This is a genomic window from Mycobacterium dioxanotrophicus (genome assembly GCF_002157835.1).
GTDB lineage: Bacteria > Actinomycetota > Actinomycetes > Mycobacteriales > Mycobacteriaceae > Mycobacterium > Mycobacterium dioxanotrophicus.
Window position 1 is genome coordinate 4,874,130 of record NZ_CP020809.1, and the last position, 19,855, is coordinate 4,893,984.

Consider the following 19,855-nt stretch of genomic DNA (forward strand, 5'->3'; position numbering starts at 1 on the left):
TGGGTTAGCCTGCCTTCCAATGAGCACATTTGTTGACGGTCCGGAAGACGCCCTCCCCCTGACAGGTGAGCGGACCATCCCCGGCTTGGCCGAGGAAAACTATTGGTTCCGTCGGCACGAGGTGGTCTACCAGCGGCTCGCAGAGCGCTGCGCGGGGCGCGACGTGCTCGAAGCCGGCTGCGGCGAAGGCTACGGCGCCGACTTGATCGCAGGCGTTGCCCGCAAGGTCATCGGCCTGGATTACGACGAAGCGACGGTGGCCCACGTGCGGGCCCGCTATCCACGCGTCGACATCCGGCACGGCAACCTCGCCGAACTTCCGCTGGAGGACGGTTCGGTCGACGTCGTCGTCAACTTCCAGGTCATCGAGCACCTCTGGGACCAGGCACAATTTGTCGCCGAGTGCTACCGCGTGCTGCGGCCCGGCGGCGTATTCCTGGTGTCGACTCCCAACCGGATCACCTTCTCCCCCGGCCGCGACACCCCCCTCAACCCGTTCCACACCCGCGAACTCAACGCCGCCGAGCTCACCGAGCTGCTCGAGGACGCCGGGTTCCACATCGAAGAGATGTCCGGGGTCTTTCACGGCGCGGGGCTGGCCACCCTCGATGCCCGCCACGGCGGGTCCATCATCGACGCCCAGGTGGCCCGCGCGGTCGCCGACGCACCCTGGCCCGAACAACTGCTCGCCGATGTCGCCGCGGTGTCCACCGACGACTTCGACATCACCCCGGCCACCGAACGCAACATCGACGACAGCCTCGACCTCGTCGCAATCGCGGTGCGCCCGTGAGTGCCCCGGCAGCCGAGCCGGTGCCGGGACTGTTCACCCTGGTCCTTCACACACATCTGCCGTGGCTGGCCCACCACGGCCGCTGGCCGGTGGGTGAAGAATGGCTCTACCAGTCGTGGTCGGCGGCCTACCTTCCGCTGATGCGGGTGCTGCGCACCCTGGCTGCCGAGGACCGCAGCCACCTGATCACGCTGGGCATGACCCCGGTGGTCACCGCACAGCTCGACGACCCGTACTGCCTGACGGGTATGCACCACTGGCTGGCCAACTGGCAGCTACGGGCCCTCGAAGCGACGACGCTGCGCAACCAAAAAGGGCTGCGCGAGTTCGGGATTCGCGAACACGCCGAAGCCGCCGCGGCGGTCGAGGACTTCACCACCCGGTGGCGGCACGGCGCCAGCCCGCTGTTGCGCGAGCTGATCGACGCCGACACCATCGAACTGCTCGGCGGCCCGCTGGCGCACCCGTTCCAGCCGCTGCTCAACCCGCGACTGCGCGAGTTCGCGCTACGGGAGGGGCTGGCCGATGCCCGGGCACGCTTCGCACACACCCCGCGCGGCATCTGGGCGCCCGAATGCGCCTACGCGCCGGGCATGGAAACCGGTTATGCCGCAGCGGGGGTGAGCCACTTCATGGTCGACGGCCCGTCGCTGCACGGCGACACCGCGTTGGGCCGCCCGGTCGGTGACTCCGACGTCATCGCCTTCGGACGCGACCTGCAGGTCAGCTACCGCGTGTGGTCCCCCAAGTCCGGCTACCCGGGCCACGCCGCCTACCGCGACTTCCACACCTACGACCACACCACCGGTCTCAAACCGGCCCGCGTCACCGGACGCAACGTCGCGTCCGACGACAAGGCACCCTACGACCCGCACCGCGCCGACCGCGCCATCGACGACCACGTCGCGGACTTCGTCGCGGTCGTGCGGCGGCGACTGCTGCGCGAAAGCGAACGCATCGGCCGACCCGCCCACGTGATCGCGGCATTCGATACCGAGTTGTTCGGCCACTGGTGGTATGAGGGCCCGACCTGGCTCGAGCGCGTGCTGCGGGCGCTGCCCGAGGCGGGCGTGCGCGTGGGCACCCTGGCCGACGCCAAGGCCGACGGCTTCGTCGGCGCCCCGGTCGAATTGCCGCCCAGCTCATGGGGTTCGGGCAAGGACTGGCAGGTGTGGAACGGCGAGAAGGTGAGCGACCTGGTCCAGCTCAACGCCGAGGTCGTCGACACCGCGCTGAGCGCGGTGGACAAGGCGCTCACCCAGAACGCCGCGGTGGGCTCCCCCACACCGCGGGATCACGTCGCCGACCAGATCCTGCGCGAAACCCTGCTCACGGTTTCCAGCGACTGGCCGTTCATGGTCAGCAAGGATTCGGCGGCCGACTACGCGCGGTACCGCGCACACCTGCACGCGCACGCGACCCGCGAGATCTGTGACGCACTGGCGTCGGGCCGTGACGAGCACGCGCAGCGATTGGCCGACGGCTGGAACAAAGCCGACGGACTGTTCGGCGCGCTCGACGCGCGCAGGCTGCCCAGATGACCACCCCGCGGAGAAAGCGCACAACCATGAAAATCCTGATGGTGTCGTGGGAATACCCGCCAGTGGTCGTCGGCGGTCTGGGCAGGCATGTGCATCACCTGGCCACCGCTCTCGTCGCCGCAAGCCATGAGGTCGTCGTCCTGAGCCGGCGACCGTCGGACACCGACCCGAGCACGCATCCGTCGACCGACGAGGTCAGCGAGGGTGTCCGCGTCGTCGCCGCCGCCCAGGACCCGCACGAGTTCGACTTCGGCACCGACATGATGGCCTGGACGCTGGCGATGGGCCACGCCATGGTGCGCGCAGGCCTACGGATCAAGGACGACGCGGGTGAGCTGTGGCAGCCGGATCTGGTGCACGCCCACGACTGGCTGGTCGCCCATCCGTCCATCGCGCTGGCCGAATACTTTGATGTGCCACTGGTTTCCACCATCCACGCCACCGAGGCCGGCAGGCATTCCGGCTGGGTGTCGGGCCGGATCAGCCGCCAGGTGCACGCTGTGGAGTCGTGGCTGGTGCGCGAATCCGATTCGCTCATCACGTGTTCGGCGTCGATGAGCGACGAGATCACCGAACTGTTCGGGCCCGGGCTGGCCGAGACCCGGGTGATCCGCAACGGCATCGACGCCGCACTGTGGCCGTTCGCGCGGCGTCGGCCCCGGCAAGGCCCGGCCCAATTGCTCTACGTGGGTCGGCTGGAGTACGAGAAGGGCGTGCACGACGCGATCGCCGCGCTGCCCCGGATCCGGCGGGCACATCCTGGTACCACTCTGACCATCGCCGGGGACGGCACCCAGCAGGACTGGCTCGTCGAAGAGGCCCGAAAGCACAAGGTGCTCAAGGCCACCCGATTCGTCGGCCGACTGGGCCACGACGAGCTCGTGGCCGCACTGCACACCGCCGATGCCGCCGTGCTGCCCAGCCACTACGAACCGTTCGGCATCGTGGCGCTGGAGGCCGCGGCCACCGGCACCCCGCTGGTCACCTCCAACGTCGGCGGCCTCGGCGAAGCCGTGATCAACGGGCAGACCGGGATGTCGTTCGTGCCGCGGGACGTGGCCGGGCTGGCCGCCGCCGTCCGTGCCGTGCTCGACGATCCCGACGCTGCGCAGGTCCGGGCCATCGCTGCGCGCGACCGGCTGACCTCCGATTTCGACTGGCACACCGTGGCCGCCGAGACCGCCCAGGTGTACCTGGCGGCCAAACGCGGTGTCCGCGAACCACATCCGCGCCGCCCCATCGTCGAGCACGCACTGCCCGACCGCTGAGGCCGGAAATGATTCGACGGGCGTCGAATCATTTCGGCCCTAGCGTGCGGGTATGGCACTCACACGAGCCGCAGTTCTCACCCTCGTCGCCGCCTATCTGGGCCTGTTCGTCGGGCTCATCGACGCGAACGCCGTCAACCTGGCGTTGCCTGCGATCCGTGACGATCTGGGCGGCGGCATCGCCGGTGCCCAGTGGACCATCGACGCGTACAACATCACCTTCGCCGCGGCCCTGCTGACCGCAGGTTCGCTCGGCGACCGGTTCGGCCGGCGCCGGCTGCTGCAGATCGGGTTGACGCTGTTCATCGCCGCCTCGGTGGCGTGTGCCCTGGCACCGGCGCTGCCCGCGCTGCTGGCCGCCCGCGCGGTCCAGGGCCTCGGCGCGGCGATGATGTTGCCGCAGGGCCTGGCCATCACCTCGGCCGCCTTCCCGGACCCCGCGGACCGGGCCCGCTCCACCGCGGCATGGGCGTTCGCCGCCGCGAGCAGCACCGCAATCGGCCCGCTGCTCGGCGGGGTGCTGGCCGACACGGCGGGCTGGCGGTGGATCTTCTGGGTCAATGCCCCCGTGGGCGCGCTGGCGCTGATCCTGAGCCTGCGGCATCTGCCCGAATCACGTGACCCGGCCGCCGCCCGGATCGACATACCGGGCCAGTGCCTGGCAGTGCTCGGTCTGGCCGCGCTGACGCTGGTCCTCGTCGAGGGACACACCTGGCCGTGGCAGCGCATCGTGCCGGTCGCCCTCGTCGCGGCGTGCGCCCTTGCGGCGTTCGTCGCCGTGCAGCACCGCAGTGTCCGTCCGATGCTGCCGCTTGATCTGTTCGGCAGCCGCCGACTGGTCGGTGCACTGCTCGCGACGTTCACCATGACCTTCGGCATCTACGGTCTGCTGCTGGTCAACAGTTTCGCGTTCCAGCAGCAACGCGGTCTGAGCGCGCTGGCGACCGCGGTGTGGTTCCTGCCGTTGCCGATCACGTACCTGGCGTTGATCCCCGCGGCCAACGGGCTGGCCCGGCGGACCAGCGCGCGCACCGCGATGACCGCAGGCCTGGGCCTGATGGCGGCGGGGCTGCTGTTGTACGCCGCGGTCGGCCCGACCGCGTCAGTGTGGCTGCTGGAACTGTCGCTCGTGCTGGCAGGCGCCGGCCTGGCGCTGAACACCGGGCCGGCCGTGTCGTTGGCGATGTCGGCGATCCCGGTACAGCGCTCGGGGCTGGGCGCCGGAGTGGTGAATCTGTCCCGATTGCTGGGTATCACTGTCGGTGTCGCGGTGTTGGGTAGTGCCATGGCGGCCATCGGTGGCGATCTCGGGGTCCGTGTCGCGTTGGTGGTCGGCGGGCTGTGTCAGCTGGCCGGGGCGGCAGCCGCGCTCGGGTTGGCGCGGGACTCCACCGTCCCGGCGCTGGAAAAGGAGACGACCCATGCATGATCTCACCGATCTGCCGTCGACCGCGGACGTGGACATCGCCGCACTGGCCGCGCTGCTCGCCGATCCGGCCCGGTGCCGGGTGCTGCTGGCCCTCGACGACGGCCGCGCCCTGCCGGCCAGCGTGCTGGCCGACGAGGCCGGCATCAGCCGCTCGACCGCCAGCAGCCACCTCAACAAGCTGACCGAAGCCGGCCTGCTGACCGTGCAGACCCACGGCAGGCACCGCTACTACCGGCTGGCCGGGCCCGAAATCGGGGAACTGATCGAGCAACTGGGCCGGCTGGCGCCTGCCCGCCCGGTGACCTCATTGCGCGAAGGCACTCGGGCGGCGCGTCTGCGCAGCGCCCGCACCTGTTATGACCACATCGCCGGGCGGCTCGGTGTGCAGATCATGACCAGCTTCATCGAGCACGACGTGCTGACCGGCGGCGACGGCGAGTTCCACGACGGCGACTCCGACCGGCTGAGCAGTCCCGGACGCGATGTGCACTACGAGCTCACCGCGGCCGGCGCCGACCGGCTGCGCCGCATCGGGGTTGAATTACCCACCGGCTCAAGGCCACTCGTGCGGTACTGCATCGACTGGACCGAGCAGCGCCACCATCTGGCCGGCGGCCTGGGCCGAGCGGTGCTCGACCGCTTCCTGACCGCGGGCTGGCTGCGCCGCGCGCCGCAGCACCGCGCACTGAAGGTGACCGACACGGGTCGCGCCGCGCTGGCGAGCGAGTTCGGCATCGACTGGCCCGCCTGACGCTTGGTCTAGAGCGGCAGCGAAAGTGGTCTAGAGCGGCAGCGAAAGCACCGACACCACAATGAGAATGAGCACGCCCACCGTTACCACATACACGTCAGGCGACGGGGTGATCCGGCCCGGCAGCGGGTCGCGCGCCAGAACGCGTTGTCTGCGCAGGCCCACCAGGTAGACCAGGAGCGCCACCGCGACCGCGACACACGCGGCCAGCAAGCCGAATCCGGCCTTGTGATCCTGAATGTCGTGCAGCATGAGCAGTGCCCCGTTGCCCAATACGGCGAACGCCGTGCGGGTCCACGACAGTGAGGTCCGCTCGGCCTGCAGGCCTCGTTCGAAAACCCTCAACCGGAGGCCATCCGGACGACGGCGACAATCAGGACCAGCACGCCGATCAAGCACAGGCCGACCGCAAGGTAGGCGGGCGTGGGATGGCGGGGCAACGACGTCCCCGTCCGCATCGCCCGCTCGACCTGCCGCCAGCGCCACAGGCCGACCCCGGAGGTCAGCGTCGCGAGCACCGTGAGCGCCAGGCCGAGGACGTGACGGGCCTCGGGAACGCCCAGCTCGGGCACGAACTGGATGACAGCGACCGCGGCGGCCAGCAGGCCGAGCGCCGTGCGCTGCCACGCCAGGAACGTCCGCTCGTTGGCGAGTGTGAAGCGGTAATCGACAAGCTCCTGTTCCTCGCCCGAACAGGGGCCTGCGCCCTCCGCCGGCTCGTTCAGTTGCTCGCGGCCTTCTTGCGCTCGATATCGGCCAGCGCAGCTGCCAGTTCGGCCCGCTGCGCCGCCGAGGTATCCCAGGCCAGCTTGCGGTTCTTGACCACCTTGGCCGGCGACCCGACGGCGATCGAATAGTCCGGGATGTCGCCCTTGACCACGGCATGCGCACCCAGCACGCAACCGCGGCCGATCGTGGTGCCACGCAGGACCGTGACCTTGGCGGCGATCCAGGTGTCGGGGCCGATGCGCACCGGGCTCTTGACGATGCCCTGGTCCTTGATCGGCAGCTCGATGCTGTCCATCTTGTGGTCGAAGTCGCAGACGTAGCACCAGTCGGCCATCAGCGCGGACTCGCCGAGCTCGATGTCGAGGTAGGTGTTGATGACGTTGTCGCGTCCCAGCACCACCTTGTCGCCGATCCGCAGCGAGCCCTCGTGGCAGCGGATCGTGTTCTTGTCACCGATGTGTACCCAGCGGCCGATCTCCATCTGGGCCAACTCCGGGGTGCACTGGATCTCGACGCCCTTGCCGAGAAACACCATGCCGCGGGTGATGATGTGCGGATTGGCCAGCTTGAACTTGAGCAGCCGCCAGTACCGAACCAGGTACCAGGGCGTGTAGGCGCGGTTGGCGATGACCCATCTGAGCGAGTCCAAGGTGAGGAAGTTGGCCTGCCGAGGATCGCGCAGGCGGGAGCCCCGCCAGCGCTTGTGAATCGGGGCGCCCCACATCGTCGTCATGGCCCGAAAGCCTACGCGAGCGGCCTCGACCCAATTCGGGGTCGCTCCGCTCCTGCCCCCTCACATTCGTAACGGTTACCCTCAGCTTGACCACATGCGCGAACCACATGTGCCGACCGGGTGCAGCCAACCATCCGTGCCGACCCGTCCGGGCTCCGACGAAAGGACACCGTGATCCGCCGATACCTTGCGCTGGCGGTAGCGGCGCTGCTCACCGGCGTGCTCACCGGGTGTGAGAACACCGACTCATGGGTCGACGCGCACCCCGCGGCGGGCTGGTCCGCCCAGTACGGCGACGCCGCCAACAGCAGCTACAGCGCCGTCCACGGGGCCGACACGTTGAAGCCGGCCTGGAGCCGCTCGGTCAAGGGTTCCCTGGGTGCTCAGGTGGCACTGGGTGCGACCGGCTACCTCGCCGCCAACGCCCAGACCGCAGGCGGTTGCTCGTTGATGGTCTGGGAGTCCGACAACAACGCACGCCAGCGCTGGTGCACCCGGCTGGTGCTCGGTGGCGGCTGGTCCAGCGCGCTCTTCGACGGCTTCGACAACCTCTACGTCGGCCAACCCGGCACCATGCTGTCGTACCCGCCGACCCAGTGGATCCGGTGGCGCCAACCCGTGATCGGTATGCCCACCACTCCGCGCCTCCTCGATGACGGCCAACTGCTCGTGGTGACCCACCTCGGGCAGGTCCTGGTGTTCGACGCACATCGCGGCACCGTGGTCGGTACGCCGCTCGACCTGGTCACCGGTGTCGATCCGACCGATTCGCAACGCGGGCTGGGTGACTGCCCGCAGGGCCGGCGCGGTTGCCCGGTGGCGGCCGCGCCCGCGTTCTCCAAAGCCACCAACATCGTGGCGCTCAACCTGTGGGAGCCGGGCGCCGAAAGCCCTGTTCTGGTCGGTCTGCGGTACCGCCCCAATCAGACTCCGATGCTCAACCGCGAGTGGACCAGCACCGCGGTGGGCCAGGGCCCGCTGGCCAGCCCGGTGCTGTCCGCGGATGGCGCGACGGCCTACGTCAACGGCCGCGATCAACGCCTCTGGGCGATCAACACCGCCGACGGCAAGGCCAAATGGTCGGTACCGCTGAACTTTCTGGCCCAGACACCTCCGTCGGTGTCGCCCAACGGCCTCATCGTGGCCGGCGGCGGACCGGACGCGAAGCTGATGGCCGTGCGCGACAACGGCGACAAGGGCGACGTGGTGTGGACGCGCGATGACGTCACACCGCTGACCACCACGAGCCGGGCCGCGGGCCTGGGCTACACCGTGGCACGCGAGGGCGGGCACGGCCAGACCCTGCTGGTGTTCGACACCAGCGACGGGCACACCCTCAACAGCTATCCGCTGCCGGAAGCCACCGGTTGGCCGGTCGGTGTCTCCATCGGGCACGACCGGCGGGTGGTCGCCGCGACCAGCGACGGTCAGGTGTACGGCTTCGCCCCGGCGTGACCGGGCCTGCGGTCATGCCAGCAAGGCCGCCAACGCATCTCGCGGCACCGACGCCTGGGTGGCACCGGCCGTCTCGGCGAACAGTTCACCCTGACCGAAGAAGAAGATCACCGCGTCGTCGGTGATCGCGAAGTTCTGGTAGTGCGTCGGGTCGAGCCCGGCGCTGGACGGTACCGCCTGCTCGACGCCGGACTGCTTCTGCAGTTGGCGTTGCACGATCGGGAAGATCACGTCCAGCGGCTTGCTGCCGGGCTTGAACAGCGTGTCGAACGTGATGGGCGCGCGGGTCACGAGGTTGTAGTTGAACGCCTTGTACCAGGTCTGCGGATGCGCTCCACCGACATTCTGATACACCTCGAACACCAGGCTCTGGGTGCGTGGCGGCAGCCCCGAGGTGTACCGGGTTCCCCTGGCGTCCAGCACATACGGCTGATCGCGTGACCCGGGCATCTGCGAGACGTTGACGAATCCGTCGCGGGTCTGCGTCAGGTAGTCCGTGAGCGGCTGTTGGTCGGGATAGTCGACGGGAAACGTGTAATCGAGCGTGTACGACGCATTGGCGGTGTGCACGGTGCAGTTCAGGTCCAGACCGATGGTGCCGCCCAGATCGGCGCACGCGTTCTGGGCCGACGCCACCGGCGTGGAGAGCCAGCCGACCAGCACACCGGCCGTCAAAGCGGCCACTACAGGGGGAAATCGCATTGTCAGTCGTCCTCGCAGGCGATCAACTAGAGGCCGGCTCCGACTCCGGCGCGTCAACCACAGGGTACGTGGCGGTCACCGCGACGGCCGACAAACGAACGCCGTCGCGGTGCTCGCGGCACCCGATCCCAGTCGGGTGATGACCACGGAGAGTTGCTCCGAGCCGCGCAGACGCAGCCGTCGCCGCAACGCATCTGGGTCCACGTTCACGCCGCGCACCAGGATTTCGACCGCACCGACCGACCGGGCCGCCAGTACCTCGCGCAGTCGACGCTCGTGATAGCCGAGCTGTTCGAGCACCTCGAACCCGCGCAGCCCGGCGGGCAATTCGTCACCCGAGAGGTAGGCGATGTCCGGGTCGAGCTGCCACAGGCCGTGCCGAGCCGCATAGTGCCGGACCAGTCCGGCCCGCACCACAGCACCGTCGGGGTCGATGATCCACCGCCCCGCGGCCGCGACCGGGCAGTCATCGGGCTCGGCGTCGGTGATCTGTTCGTCACGATCGAGCAGGGTGGCTCGCCGCCGTACGCCGGGTTCGGCCAGCCCTGATGACCACAGGCATGCTTCGCGCACTCCCCCGGCCAGCGAGGTGACCTCGATCTCGCCCTCGAATCCCATCTTGACGAGTTCGTCGAAATCGATTCCGGGAGCGCACTTTACGACCGTGTCGCGATCGCGGTAGACGTCCAGCACAGCGTCCAGCGCGGGTGTGTAGGCGCGTGGGTCGAACCGTCGCCGACCACCCTGGCGCCGGGCCGGGTCGAGGATCACCACGGCGTCGCGCGTGATCGGCCGCAGCGCGTCAGCACGGCACAGTGCCACACCGGGCACGTTGTTGGCGGCCATCGCCAGCCGCACCGGGTCGAGATCGCTGCCCACCAGTTCGGCTGCCGAATGTTGCAGCGCCACAAGCTCACTGCCGATCGAGCAGGTCGCGTCGTGCACCCTGGATCCGGCCAGCCTGCGGGCGCGGTGCGCGGCCACCGGTGCCGCGGTGGCCTGCTGCAGCGCCTCGTCGGTGAACAGCCAGTGCGCCGGATCGTCGAATTTGGCCGCGGCCCGGCGGCGCAACTGCACGGTCTCCACCAGGACCGCCGCCCGCTCACCGAATCGTGTGCGCAGAGAGGCGATGTCACCGACCAGGGCGGCGCCCGCCAAAGTCAGCTCTGCGGTCGCGGCGAGAGCCAGACGACCCTCGGGCGACCGCAGATAGCCGACATCGGCGACCGTGAAAGCTACGACGGCTTGACCCCGGTGACCATGACGTTGTAGAACCAGCCCTTGGGCACCACGCGGCGCCACACATTGGCGTCCACCCAGCTCAGTGCCATCCAGCTGTTGAAGGCGAACTTGGCCCAGCCCCAACCCAATCGGCCCGGGGGCACCGCGGCCTCGAACGTGCGCACCGGCCAGCCCAGCATCGCCGCGGTGAATTCTTCGCTGGCGGTACGGACCTCGACCGCGCCGGCGTTGGTGGCCATGCGCTCCAGATCCGCCGGGTCGAAGGTGTGCAGATCCACCACGGCCTCCAGCGCCGCGGCGCGGGACGATTCGTCGAGCTCGGCCTGCGGGCGGCGCCAGCCGTCGAGGCCCGGGAGCTTGGTGACATTGGTGGTGGCGTGCCAGGTCAGCGTGGACAGTTCACGCGCGTAGCGGTTACCCACCGTGGTGGGCTCTCCGGCGAACACGAATCGGCCGCCCGGCTTGAGCACCCGGACCACCTCGCGCAGCGAGAGCTCGACGTCGGGAATGTGGTGCAGCACGGCGTGTCCGACCACCAGGTCGAAGGTGTTGTCCTCGTACGGGATGCCCTCGGCGTCGGCGACGCGACCGTCGATGTCCAGGCCGAGCGACTGCCCGTTGCGGGTCGCGACCTTGACCATGCCCGGCGACAGGTCGGTCACCGAACCACGCCGGGCGACGCCGGACTGGATCAGGTTGAGCAGGAAGAAGCCCGTGCCACAGCCCAGCTCCAGGGCCCGCTCGTAGGGCAGTTCGCGCTGCTCGTCCTCGGGCACGATGGCGTCGAAGCGACCGCGCGCATAGTCGATGCAGCGCTGGTCGTACGAGATGGACCACTTCTCGTCGTAGGTCTCGGCTTCCCAGTCGTGGTAGAGCACCTGAGCGAGCTTGCTGTCGTGCATCGCGGCCTCGACCTGTTCAGCCGTGGCGTGCGGGTTAGGAGCCGGCATGTCAGCCTCGGTGCCGGATTCCTTGATCTCTGTCATGCAGGGCAGCCTAATAGTCCGTGCCGCGCGGGTCAGTCCCGGTCGGTGCGCCCGTCCACGGCTGCCTTGGCCGCGGCCAGCGCTGCCACCGGTTGCTCGATGAACCGGCGCGCCCACGCCAGCGCCGCGTCATACACGTGATCGGGGGCCACCATCTCGTCGACCAGCCCCAACGACACGGCTTCCTCGGCCCCGACGAACCGCCCGCTGTAGGCCAGCTCCTTGGCCTTGCCGGCGCCGATCACGCCGGCCAGCCGAGTGCCCGCACCGCCGCGGGGCGCCAACCCGGCCAGGATCTCGGTCACGCCGAACTTGACGTTGTCACCGCTCACTCGCCAGTCCGCGGCCAGCGCCAACGCCAAGCCGCTGCCGAGGGCGTATCCCGTGATCGCCGCGACGGTCGGCCGCGGGATCGCCGCGACGGCCTCCAGGCAGTCGTGCAGCACCTTGTCGGCCACGACGGTCTCGGCGGCGTCGAGTGTGCGCAGCTCCGGTACGTCGTCGCCGGCACAGAAGATCTCGTGACCGCCGAACAGTACGACCGCCGCAATGTCGGGGCGGTCGGCGAGGTCTTTCGCAGCGCCGGTGAGCTCCCGGTACACCTGCCGCGTCAACGCGTTGGTCGGTGGCCGCGACAGCAGCACCGTCGCGATCCCCGGCTCGGCCTCGCTGGTGACGATGCTGACGAACTCGTTCATGGGGTGCCACCCGGTGTCGCTGGGGAACGGTGGTTACGCGCCGCGTTGTAGCGCTCGCCGTCGAAGAACTCGATCTCCCAGTTGCCGCCCTTGACGGCCAGATGGGGTTCGACGGCGACGATCTTGCGTTCGACGGCCAGCACTTCCGCGACCGTGCGGCCGTTCAGCGAATCCAACTGGGTCCACGTCGGTGGGAGCAGGAACGACCGGCCCTGCGCGAAGTCGTCGAGCCCGGCCTGCGGCGTGCTCCAGAATGCACGGTCACTCTCGGTGTTCTCGCCGTCGGCGCGCTGCCCCTCGGGCAGGGCACCGACGAAGAAGTACGTGTCGTAGCGGCGGGTCCGTTCCTCTTTCGGAGTCACCCAATTCGCCCACGGCCGCAGCAGGTCGGCGCGCAGTACCAGCTTTTCCTGGCGCAGGAAGTCGGCGAACGACAGCGCATTGCTGGCCAGCGCGGCCCTGGCATCGCGGTACACCGACGCGTCGCCGACGATGCCGTCGGGATCGTTGTCAGGGCCGGCGAACAGCACCCCCGACTCCTCGAACGTCTCGCGGGCCGCGGCACACACGAGAGCCTCGGCCAGCCCGGCCTCCACGCCGAGCCGCTCGGCCCACCACGACGGTTCCGGGCCGAACCAGGCGATGTCGGCATTACGGTCGCGCTCGTCAACGCCGCCGCCGGGGAACACCATCACGCCACCGGCGAACTCCATCGCGGCGTGCCTGCGCATCAGGAACACCTCGATGTGCGAGGCGGCGCCGAGCGGCGCGTCGCGCACGAGCATCACCGTCGCGGCTGGCCTGGGGACCAAAGGATCGGTCATATCGGCTCCTCGCGCAAGCGCTCGTCGGTCATGCTCGCCGCCTGTGCGCCGCCCGGCTGCGGATGCGTCGCGCGAAGTACCGCCCGTCGATCACATCCAGGGCGATCGACTGGCCGAAGGCCTTGGAGAGGTTCTCCGCCGTCATCACGTCGGTGAGCAGTCCGGCGGCGACCACGGCGCCCTCGGAGAGGATCAGCGCGTGGCTGAAGCCGGGAGGGATCTCCTCGACATGGTGGGTGACCAGCACGATCGCCGGGGCATCGGGATCGGCGGCCAGATCGGCGAGCCGCGCCACGAGTTCTTCTCGCCCGCCGAGGTCCAGCCCGGCAGCGGGTTCGTCGAGCAGCAGCAGTTCGGGGTCGGTCATCAGCGACCGGGCGATGAGCACCCGTTTGCGCTCACCCTCGGAGAGGGTGCCGTAGGTGCGGTCGGCCAAGTGCTCGGCGCCGACGCTTTCCAGCATGTCGACGGCCTGCGCGTAGTCGACCTCTTCGTAGTTCTCGCGCCACCGGCCCAGCACCGCATAGCCCGCGGAGACCACCAGGTCGCGAACCAGCTCATCGTCGGGGATCCGTTGCGACAGGGCCGAACTGCTCAACCCGACGCGGGAGCGCAGTTCGGCCATGTCGGTACGGCCCAGCCGTTCCCCGAGCACGTAGGCCGTGCCCGAGGACGGGTGTTCGGTGGCGGCAGCGATCCGCAACAGGGACGTCTTGCCTGCCCCGTTGGGACCGATCACCACCCAGCGTTCATCGAGTTCGACGGCCCAGGTGACGGGCCCGACAAGGGTGTTCCCACCTCGTCGGAGCGTGACCCTGGCGAAGTCGATCAGCAGGTCTTCGCTGCCGGCACCGTCGGCTGCATCTTGTCCGGTTTCGGGCACTCGCCCATCGTAGTGATGTCCTCGGCGGCCTCGCGGTCGCGTCTGCCGCTGAAATCGTGGAACAGGATGGCGCGCGGGGTGAACTTGAGGATCAGCTGCACCAGCGGGCCGATGCCGAACGCGTAGACCAGGGTGCCGACCCCGACCGAGCCGCCGAGCAGCCAGCCCACCGCGAGCACGGTCGCTTCGATCACGGTGCGCACCAAGCGGATCGACAGCCCGGTACGGGCGACCAGGCCGGTCATCAGGCCGTCACGCGGCCCCGGGCCGAGCCCGGCACCGATGTAGAGCACAGTGCTGATGCCGTTGAGCACCACGGCGCCGAGCATCATCGCGATACGCGCAGGCATGGCGTGAGGTGCAGGCAGCACGGCGAGCGTGGTGTCGACCGTGATCGCGATGACGATGACATTGGCGACAGTGCCGATGCCCGGCTTGTTGCGCAGCGGGATCCAGGCCAGCAGCACGACCACGCCCGCGGCGGCTGACGCGAGCCCGATGGTCAGGGGCGTGTGCCTGGTCAGGCCCTGATGGAAGACATCCCACGGGTCCAGGCCCAGGCCGGCGCGCACCATCATGCCCATCGACACGCCGTAGCCGCACAGACCGATCAGCAGCAAGGTGCCCCGTTTGAGCGCGGTCATCAGGCGTGGTCCGGGAATCGGACACGGATGGCGTCGAGTTCGCTTGATATCCGGCGGGCGTCGACGTCACAGTCTGCGACGCCGTTGCCCGAGTCGTACACACGACGGAGATTTTCCGCGAGCCGCGATATCCAATTCGTTCTCATTCCTCGATCATTCCGACCAACTGGCTTGCTCATCAATAGCCAGTTGGCGGATACTGGCCTGATTATGAGCAGCGATATGGCCGCCCGCGCGCTCGATGTGGACCTTTTGGCTCGCGAGCTCGGCAACTGGCGCACTTCCAGTCTCAGTGGACCCGCTTATCTGGGACTCGCCGATGCCATCCGGTTGTTGATCGTCGACGGCCGGCTGCCGGTCGGGTCGCGGCTGCCCAGCGAACGGGCCCTCGCCGATGCGTTGCGGGTGTCGCGCACCACCGTCACGGGGGCGTTCACGCAGCTGCGCGACGACGGCTATCTCAACGCCCGCCGCGGCGCCCGCAGCACCGCGGCGCTCCCCCTGCGATCCGAAGTGGTGACCGAACCGACTCAGCCGACCGTGAGCCTGGCGGCGGCGGCGCTCTCGGCGCCGTGCGCGGCGGTGCTCGAGGCGTTCACCGAGGCCGCCCACGACATCACCCCGTACCTGCACGAGCCGGGGCACGAGCTCACCGGCGTCACGGCACTGCGCGAGGCCATCGCCGAGAGGTACTGCGAGCGCGGGCTGCCCACCGACGCGGACCAGATCATGGTGACCAGTGGCGCCCAGCACGCGATCGGCCTGATCCTGGCGACGCACACCCAGGCCGGCGATCGCGTGCTCGTCGAGCAACCGACGTATCACGGTGCGCTGTCGGCGATTACGCATGCCGGGGCGCGCCCGGTGCCGGTCTCGCTCACCCAGGATGGCTGGGAACTCGACGCCGTGCACGCCGCGCTGCGTCAGCTGGCGCCGAGCCTGGCCTACCTGGTTCCCGACTGCCACAACCCCACCGGGTTCACCCTCGACGCCGAGGGCCGGACCCGGTTGGGGCAGATCATCTCCGAAACGCGCACCCGCACGATCGTCGACGAGTCGATCATCGACATGTGGATCGACGCACCACCACCCGCGCCGCTGGCAGCCTCAGTGCCGCGCGATGACCTGGTGCTGACCATCGGCTCGATGTCGAAGTCGTTCTGGGGCGGTCTACGAGTGGGCTGGATCCGCGCCGACCGGGCCACGCTGGCGACCATCACCGCCATCCGGCCGTCCCTGGATCTCGGCACGCCCATACTCGAACAGCTCACGGCGGCAAGGCTTCTCGCAGCGCGCGAGCAGATCCTGCCGGACCGGCGCATGCTGCTCAACGAACGCAGGCAGTACCTGGTGTCATTACTGGACCGCGAGCTGCCCGACTGGCAGCCCGGTGACGGCCGGGGCGGGATGTCGCTGTGGGTTCGGCTGCCCGCACCGATGAGCACGGCGCTGTCGGCCAGTGCGTCGCGGTTGGGTCTCGATCTGCCCGCCGGTCCGAGATTCGGGGTGGACGGCACCCTGGAGCGGTTCATCCGGTTGCCGTACGCGCTGCCGGAGACTCAGCTGGAGGAAGCGGTCGAGCTGCTGGCGCGCGCCTGGCGCAGCATCACCGGCGTCAGCAGCCCGCAGCAGCCGACGCTGGTGGTCTAGAAGCGCCCTACTGCTGCTGGGACAGCGCCAGGCAGGTGCCGTAATGCTCGATGGTGCACGGGATGCCGTTGACCGACGGCAGCTGACCGGGCGCATTCGTCACACCTGAGCCTTCGCTGGCCGGCGTGAGCACCGGAACCACGCCGCCGCCCGACGGGCCGCTGACACAGACTCCCTCGAACTTCGACGGCACCGTGCCCGACGGGCATGGCTTGGCTTCTGCCTGGGAGGCGAATGCCAGTTGTCCTAGGGCCGCCGCGACGGCGAAACCACCGACCAGAACTGCGTGCTTCACCTTCGCCATATCGACACCTTACGTGACAGCGTTACAGGACGCGGGTGGAACCCGGCCGTGGGAGTGCCTCAGTCTTCGGGGATCTCGACGCGCCGCAGCATGCCGTCGATCGCGTCGGCAGCTTCGATCTCGCCGCGGGTGATGCCCAGGATGAACAAAACCGTGTCCAGGTAGGGATGGCTCAGCGACGCGTCGGCGACCTCGCGCAGCGCCGGCTTGGCATTGAACGCCACACCCAGCCCGGCCGCGGCCAGCATGTCGATGTCGTTGGCGCCGTCCCCGACGGCAACGGTCTGCTCCATCGGGACCCCGGCCTGGCTGGCGAAGTCGCGCAAGGCTTTCGCTTTGCCGGGCCGGTCGACGATCGGTCCGATCACCCGTCCGGTGAGCTTGCCGTCGACGACCTCCAGGTGGTTGGCCGCGACGTAGTCGAGCATCAGCTCCTCGGCCAGCGGGTCGATGACCTGGCGGAAGCCGCCGGACACCACGCCGCAGTGGAAGCCGAGCCTGCGCAGAGTGCGGATGGTGGTCCGCGCGCCGGGGGTCAGCTCGAGCTGCTCGGCGACGTCGTCGAGCACCTCGGCGGGCAGTCCGGCCAAGGTGGCCACCCGGCGGTGCAGGGATTCGGCGAAGTCCAGTTCGCCCCGCATGGCGGCCTCGGTGACGGCAGCCACCTCGGCCTCCTTGCCGACCCGCTGGGCCAGCATCTCGATGACCTCACCCTGGATCAGCGTGGAGTCGACGTCGAACACGATGAGCCGTTTGGCGCGCCGCGACAGGCTGTAGTCCTCGAGCGCGATGTCCACGCCCTCGTCGACCGCCACCTGTGCCATCGCGGCCTGCAACTGGGTGTAGGTCGCCGCGGACGGCACCGAGACCCGCAGTTCCAGACCCGTCACCGGATAGTCGGAGACCCCGCGGATCGTGTCGATGTTGACGCCCAGAGCCGCGGCCTCGCGCGCCACCACACCGAACGACTGTGCGGTGATCGGTCGACCCAGCACCACGATGGTGTGGGTCGACGGATCACGCAGCACCGGCAGGTCGTCACTGCGCTCGATCGTCACGTCCAGCCCGACGCCGTGTATCGCGGCCTCGACGTCGCTGCGCAAACCACCGCCGTCGATGACCTCAGCCGGCGCCGCGACCAGCACACCGAGGGTGAGCCGGCCGCGGATGACGACCTGTTCGACGTTGCGCAAGTCCACCTGGTGGCTGGACAGCACCTCGAACAACGCTGATGTGACGCCGGGCTGATCGACTCCGGTGACGGTGATCAGAACCGATGAGCGCTCACGCGAAGAGGCGATAGGAGAAGCCACCTTTCGACTCATCTCCCCCAGTAGACGCCTGTCGTCAGCTGGAGCGGTCCGCGGTTTCAAGCTCGGGATGATGCGAACGGCCCACGTGGGACTCGGCACGCATCCGCTCGACCATGTGCGGGTAGTGCAGCTCGAAAGCCGGACGCTCCGAACGGATCCGGGGCAGCTCGGTGAAGTTGTGCCGCGGCGGCGGGCAGGAGGTCGCCCACTCCAGGGAGTTGCCGTAACCCCACGGGTCGTCGACCGTGACGGGCTCGCCGTAGCGCCAGCTCTTGAACACGTTCCAGGTGAACGGCAGCACCGAGATACCCAGGATGAACGACCCGATGGTCGAGATCACGTTCAGCGTGGTGAACCCGTCGCTGGCCAGGTAGTCCGCGTAGCGGCGCGGCATGCCCTCGTCACCGAGCCAGTGCTGCACCAGGAAGGTGGTGTGGAAACCGATGAAGGTGAGCCAGAAGTGCAGCTTGCCCAGGCGCTCGTCGAGCAGACGTCCGGTCATCTTCGGGAACCAGAAGTAGATGCCCGCGTAGGTGGCGAACACGATGGTGCCGAAGAGCACGTAGTGGAAGTGCGCGATGACGAAGTAGCTGTCGGTGACGTGGAAGTCCAGCGGCGGGCTGGCCAGCAGCACACCGGACAGACCACCCAGGGTGAAGGTGATCAGGAAGCCCACCGAGAACAGCATGGGCGTCTCGAAGGTCAGCTGCCCCTTCCACATGGTGCCGATCCAGTTGAAGAACTTGATGCCGGTCGGGACCGCGATCAGGAACGTCATGAAGGAGAAGAACGGCAGCAGCACCGCGCCGGTGGCGTACATGTGGTGCGCCCACACCGCGACCGACAGGGCCGCGATGCTGATGGTGGCGTAGATCAGCGTGGTGTAACCAAAGATCGGCTTGCGGCTGAACACCGGGAAGATCTCGGACACGATGCCGAAGAACGGCAACGCGATGATGTACACCTCAGGGTGGCCGAAGAACCAGAAGAGGTGCTGCCACAACAGGACACCGCCGTTGGCCGGGTCGTAGATGTGGGCGCCCAGGTGGCGGTCGGCGGCCAGGCCGAACAGTGCGGCGGTCAGGATCGGGAAGGCGATCAGGACCAGGATCGAGGTCACCAGGATGTTCCAGGTGAACACCGGCATGCGGAACATCGTCATACCGGGCGCGCGCATGCAGACCACGGTGGTGACCATGTTGACGCCACCGAGGATGGTGCCGAGACCGCCGACGGCCAGACCCATGATCCACAGGTCACCGCCCGGTCCGGGCGAGTGGATGGCGTCGGTGAGCGGTGAGTAGGCCGTCCAACCGAAGTCCGCGGCACCGCCGGGGGTGATGAAGCCACCCATGGCGATCAGCGCGCCGAACAGGAACAGCCAGAACGACAGTGCGTTCAGCCGCGGGAACGCCACGTCCGGCGCGCCGATCTGCAGCGGCAGCACCAGGTTGGCGAAGCCGAACACGATGGGCGTCGCGTAGAACAGCAGCATCACCGTGCCGTGCATAGTGAACAGCTGGTTGAACTGCTCATTCGACAGGAACTGCAAACCGGGCAACGCCAATTCGGTACGCATCAGCAGCGCCATCAGCCCGCCGATGAAGAAGAAGGCGAAGCAGGCGACGCAGTACATGATGCCGATCAACTTGTGATCGGTGGTCGTGATGAGCTTGTAGACCAGGTTGCCCTTGGGGCCCATCCGTTCCGGAAAAGGACGACGTGCCTCGAGTTCTCCGATTGGGGGCGCTTCGGCTACCAAGAGATCCTCCAAAGATTCGTCGGGAAATCCCGCATATCGACCTGAATCCTAACCCTCCCCAAGGCCCGCGCGCCCGTGGGTCCTACAAACTGTCGTAATCAACCCGGAACTTCTCGGCGCGGCGGCCTGACCAGCTGGGAAGCGTCAG

20 protein-coding genes are annotated in these 19,855 nt (G+C 68.6%); 7 read left to right on the top strand and 13 right to left on the bottom strand.

The genetic code is table 11. From position 1 onward, the window contains the following. Positions 1 to 19: 19 nt before the first annotated feature. From BTO20_RS23805 to BTO20_RS23825, 5 genes are read left to right on the top strand one after another with little or no spacing between them, the layout of a single operon-like run. Positions 20 to 793 (top strand): class I SAM-dependent methyltransferase, encoded by a 774-nt coding sequence (locus BTO20_RS23805; RefSeq protein ID WP_087078552.1) that lies wholly within the window; start codon positions 20 to 22, stop codon positions 791 to 793. Next, a complete protein-coding gene (locus BTO20_RS23810) occupies positions 790 to 2,334 on the top strand; it encodes a 1,4-alpha-glucan branching protein domain-containing protein (protein ID WP_087078553.1) in 1,545 nt (514 codons plus the stop codon). Before BTO20_RS23805 ends, BTO20_RS23810 begins: the two co-directional genes overlap by 4 nt. Positions 2,335 to 2,360: 26 nt before the next feature. Next, positions 2,361 to 3,602, top strand: coding sequence for a glycosyltransferase family 4 protein (locus BTO20_RS23815; protein WP_087078554.1), 1,242 nt, complete (start codon positions 2,361 to 2,363; stop codon positions 3,600 to 3,602). Positions 3,603 to 3,654: 52 nt separating this feature from the next. Beyond that, positions 3,655 to 5,031, top strand: a complete 1,377-nt coding sequence (locus tag BTO20_RS23820; protein ID WP_087078555.1) for an MFS transporter — start codon at positions 3,655 to 3,657, stop codon at positions 5,029 to 5,031. After that, positions 5,024 to 5,782 (top strand): ArsR/SmtB family transcription factor, encoded by a 759-nt coding sequence (locus tag BTO20_RS23825; protein WP_087078556.1) that lies wholly within the window; start codon positions 5,024 to 5,026, stop codon positions 5,780 to 5,782. Before BTO20_RS23820 ends, BTO20_RS23825 begins: the two co-directional genes overlap by 8 nt. A gap of 30 nt (positions 5,783 to 5,812) precedes the next feature. Here the strand turns inward: BTO20_RS23825 and BTO20_RS23830 are convergent, their stop codons facing one another. The 3 genes from BTO20_RS23830 to BTO20_RS23840 are packed head-to-tail and all read right to left on the bottom strand — an operon-like array spanning position 5,813 to position 7,244. Continuing rightward, positions 5,813 to 6,127 (bottom strand): DUF202 domain-containing protein, encoded by a 315-nt coding sequence (locus BTO20_RS23830; RefSeq protein ID WP_087078557.1) that lies wholly within the window; start codon positions 6,125 to 6,127, stop codon positions 5,813 to 5,815. Continuing rightward, a complete protein-coding gene (locus BTO20_RS23835) occupies positions 6,124 to 6,507 on the bottom strand; it encodes a YidH family protein (protein ID WP_087082556.1) in 384 nt (127 codons plus the stop codon). Before BTO20_RS23835 ends, BTO20_RS23830 begins: the two co-directional genes overlap by 4 nt. Beyond that, the gene (locus tag BTO20_RS23840) at positions 6,504 to 7,244 is read right to left on the bottom strand and encodes an acyltransferase (protein WP_087078558.1); all 741 of its coding nucleotides are present in this window, start codon (positions 7,242 to 7,244) and stop codon (positions 6,504 to 6,506) included. The genes BTO20_RS23835 and BTO20_RS23840 overlap by 4 nt, the downstream gene beginning before the upstream one ends. A 171-nt stretch (positions 7,245 to 7,415) precedes the next feature. On the opposite strand from BTO20_RS23840, the gene BTO20_RS23845 reads away from it, so the two are divergent. Beyond that, positions 7,416 to 8,699: an outer membrane protein assembly factor BamB family protein gene (locus BTO20_RS23845; RefSeq protein ID WP_087082558.1), complete on the top strand. Its 1,284-nt coding sequence runs from the start codon at positions 7,416 to 7,418 to the stop codon at positions 8,697 to 8,699. Between the two features lie 12 nt (positions 8,700 to 8,711). Here BTO20_RS23845 and BTO20_RS23850 read toward each other — a convergent pair whose 3' ends face one another. The 7 genes from BTO20_RS23850 to yczE all read right to left on the bottom strand — a co-directional run bounded on the left by BTO20_RS23850 (position 8,712) and on the right by yczE (position 14,678). After that, positions 8,712 to 9,401, bottom strand: coding sequence for an esterase (locus BTO20_RS23850; protein WP_087078559.1), 690 nt, complete (start codon positions 9,399 to 9,401; stop codon positions 8,712 to 8,714). Positions 9,402 to 9,476: 75 nt separating this feature from the next. Beyond that, positions 9,477 to 10,679, bottom strand: a complete 1,203-nt coding sequence (locus BTO20_RS23855; protein ID WP_087082560.1) for a THUMP-like domain-containing protein — start codon at positions 10,677 to 10,679, stop codon at positions 9,477 to 9,479. Beyond that, entirely contained in the window at positions 10,637 to 11,629 is a 993-nt protein-coding gene (locus BTO20_RS23860; RefSeq protein ID WP_087078560.1) for a class I SAM-dependent methyltransferase, read from the bottom strand. Before BTO20_RS23860 ends, BTO20_RS23855 begins: the two co-directional genes overlap by 43 nt. A 32-nt stretch (positions 11,630 to 11,661) precedes the next feature. Further along, a complete protein-coding gene (locus tag BTO20_RS23865) occupies positions 11,662 to 12,327 on the bottom strand; it encodes an enoyl-CoA hydratase (protein ID WP_087078561.1) in 666 nt (221 codons plus the stop codon). Further along, positions 12,324 to 13,151, bottom strand: a complete 828-nt coding sequence (locus BTO20_RS23870; protein ID WP_087078562.1) for an NUDIX hydrolase — start codon at positions 13,149 to 13,151, stop codon at positions 12,324 to 12,326. The genes BTO20_RS23865 and BTO20_RS23870 overlap by 4 nt, the downstream gene beginning before the upstream one ends. Positions 13,152 to 13,179: 28 nt before the next feature. Then, positions 13,180 to 14,034 (bottom strand): ABC transporter ATP-binding protein, encoded by an 855-nt coding sequence (locus tag BTO20_RS23875; protein ID WP_087078563.1) that lies wholly within the window; start codon positions 14,032 to 14,034, stop codon positions 13,180 to 13,182. Beyond that, positions 13,980 to 14,678 carry a membrane protein YczE gene (gene yczE, locus BTO20_RS23880; RefSeq protein WP_198344039.1) on the bottom strand — a complete coding sequence of 233 codons (699 nt, stop codon included), beginning with the start codon at positions 14,676 to 14,678 and terminating at the stop codon, positions 13,980 to 13,982. The genes BTO20_RS23875 and yczE overlap by 55 nt, the downstream gene beginning before the upstream one ends. Positions 14,679 to 14,888: 210 nt before the next feature. Here yczE and yczR point away from each other — a divergent pair, with 210 nt between their 5' ends. Further along, positions 14,889 to 16,328 carry a MocR-like transcription factor YczR gene (yczR, locus tag BTO20_RS23890; protein ID WP_087078566.1) on the top strand — a complete coding sequence of 480 codons (1,440 nt, stop codon included), beginning with the start codon at positions 14,889 to 14,891 and terminating at the stop codon, positions 16,326 to 16,328. A gap of 7 nt (positions 16,329 to 16,335) precedes the next feature. Here the strand turns inward: yczR and BTO20_RS23895 are convergent, their stop codons facing one another. Genes BTO20_RS23895 through ctaD form a run of 3 tightly spaced genes read right to left on the bottom strand, consistent with a single transcriptional unit; the run spans position 16,336 to position 19,707 of the window. Further along, positions 16,336 to 16,632, bottom strand: a complete 297-nt coding sequence (locus BTO20_RS23895) for a hypothetical protein (protein WP_087078567.1) — start codon at positions 16,630 to 16,632, stop codon at positions 16,336 to 16,338. Between the two features lie 59 nt (positions 16,633 to 16,691). After that, positions 16,692 to 17,933 (bottom strand): phosphoserine phosphatase SerB, encoded by a 1,242-nt coding sequence (serB, locus tag BTO20_RS23900; RefSeq protein ID WP_087082562.1) that lies wholly within the window; start codon positions 17,931 to 17,933, stop codon positions 16,692 to 16,694. Between the two features lie 46 nt (positions 17,934 to 17,979). After that, a complete protein-coding gene (gene ctaD / locus BTO20_RS23905) occupies positions 17,980 to 19,707 on the bottom strand; it encodes an aa3-type cytochrome oxidase subunit I (protein ID WP_087082564.1) in 1,728 nt (575 codons plus the stop codon). Between the last annotated feature and the right edge of the window lie 148 nt (positions 19,708 to 19,855).

Excerpts from the sequence above, each read along its gene's own strand:
- BTO20_RS23825 (WP_087078556.1), top strand. The coding sequence starts at position 5,024 with ATGCATGATCTCACCGATCTGCCGTCGACCGCGGACGTGGACATCGCC.
- BTO20_RS23815 (WP_087078554.1), top strand. The coding sequence starts at position 2,361 with ATGAAAATCCTGATGGTGTCGTGGGAATACCCGCCAGTGGTCGTCGGC.
- BTO20_RS23865 (WP_087078561.1), bottom strand. The coding sequence starts at position 12,327 with ATGAACGAGTTCGTCAGCATCGTCACCAGCGAGGCCGAGCCGGGGATC.
- BTO20_RS23895 (WP_087078567.1), bottom strand. The coding sequence starts at position 16,632 with ATGGCGAAGGTGAAGCACGCAGTTCTGGTCGGTGGTTTCGCCGTCGCG.
- BTO20_RS23840 (WP_087078558.1), bottom strand. The coding sequence starts at position 7,244 with ATGACGACGATGTGGGGCGCCCCGATTCACAAGCGCTGGCGGGGCTCC.
- BTO20_RS23850 (WP_087078559.1), bottom strand. The coding sequence starts at position 9,401 with ATGCGATTTCCCCCTGTAGTGGCCGCTTTGACGGCCGGTGTGCTGGTC.
- BTO20_RS23860 (WP_087078560.1), bottom strand. The coding sequence starts at position 11,629 with ATGACAGAGATCAAGGAATCCGGCACCGAGGCTGACATGCCGGCTCCT.
- BTO20_RS23805 (WP_087078552.1), top strand. The coding sequence starts at position 20 with ATGAGCACATTTGTTGACGGTCCGGAAGACGCCCTCCCCCTGACAGGT.
- yczR (WP_087078566.1), top strand. The coding sequence starts at position 14,889 with ATGAGCAGCGATATGGCCGCCCGCGCGCTCGATGTGGACCTTTTGGCT.
- BTO20_RS23870 (WP_087078562.1), bottom strand. The coding sequence starts at position 13,151 with ATGACCGATCCTTTGGTCCCCAGGCCAGCCGCGACGGTGATGCTCGTG.
- yczE (WP_198344039.1), bottom strand. The coding sequence starts at position 14,678 with ATGACCGCGCTCAAACGGGGCACCTTGCTGCTGATCGGTCTGTGCGGC.
- BTO20_RS23820 (WP_087078555.1), top strand. The coding sequence starts at position 3,655 with ATGGCACTCACACGAGCCGCAGTTCTCACCCTCGTCGCCGCCTATCTG.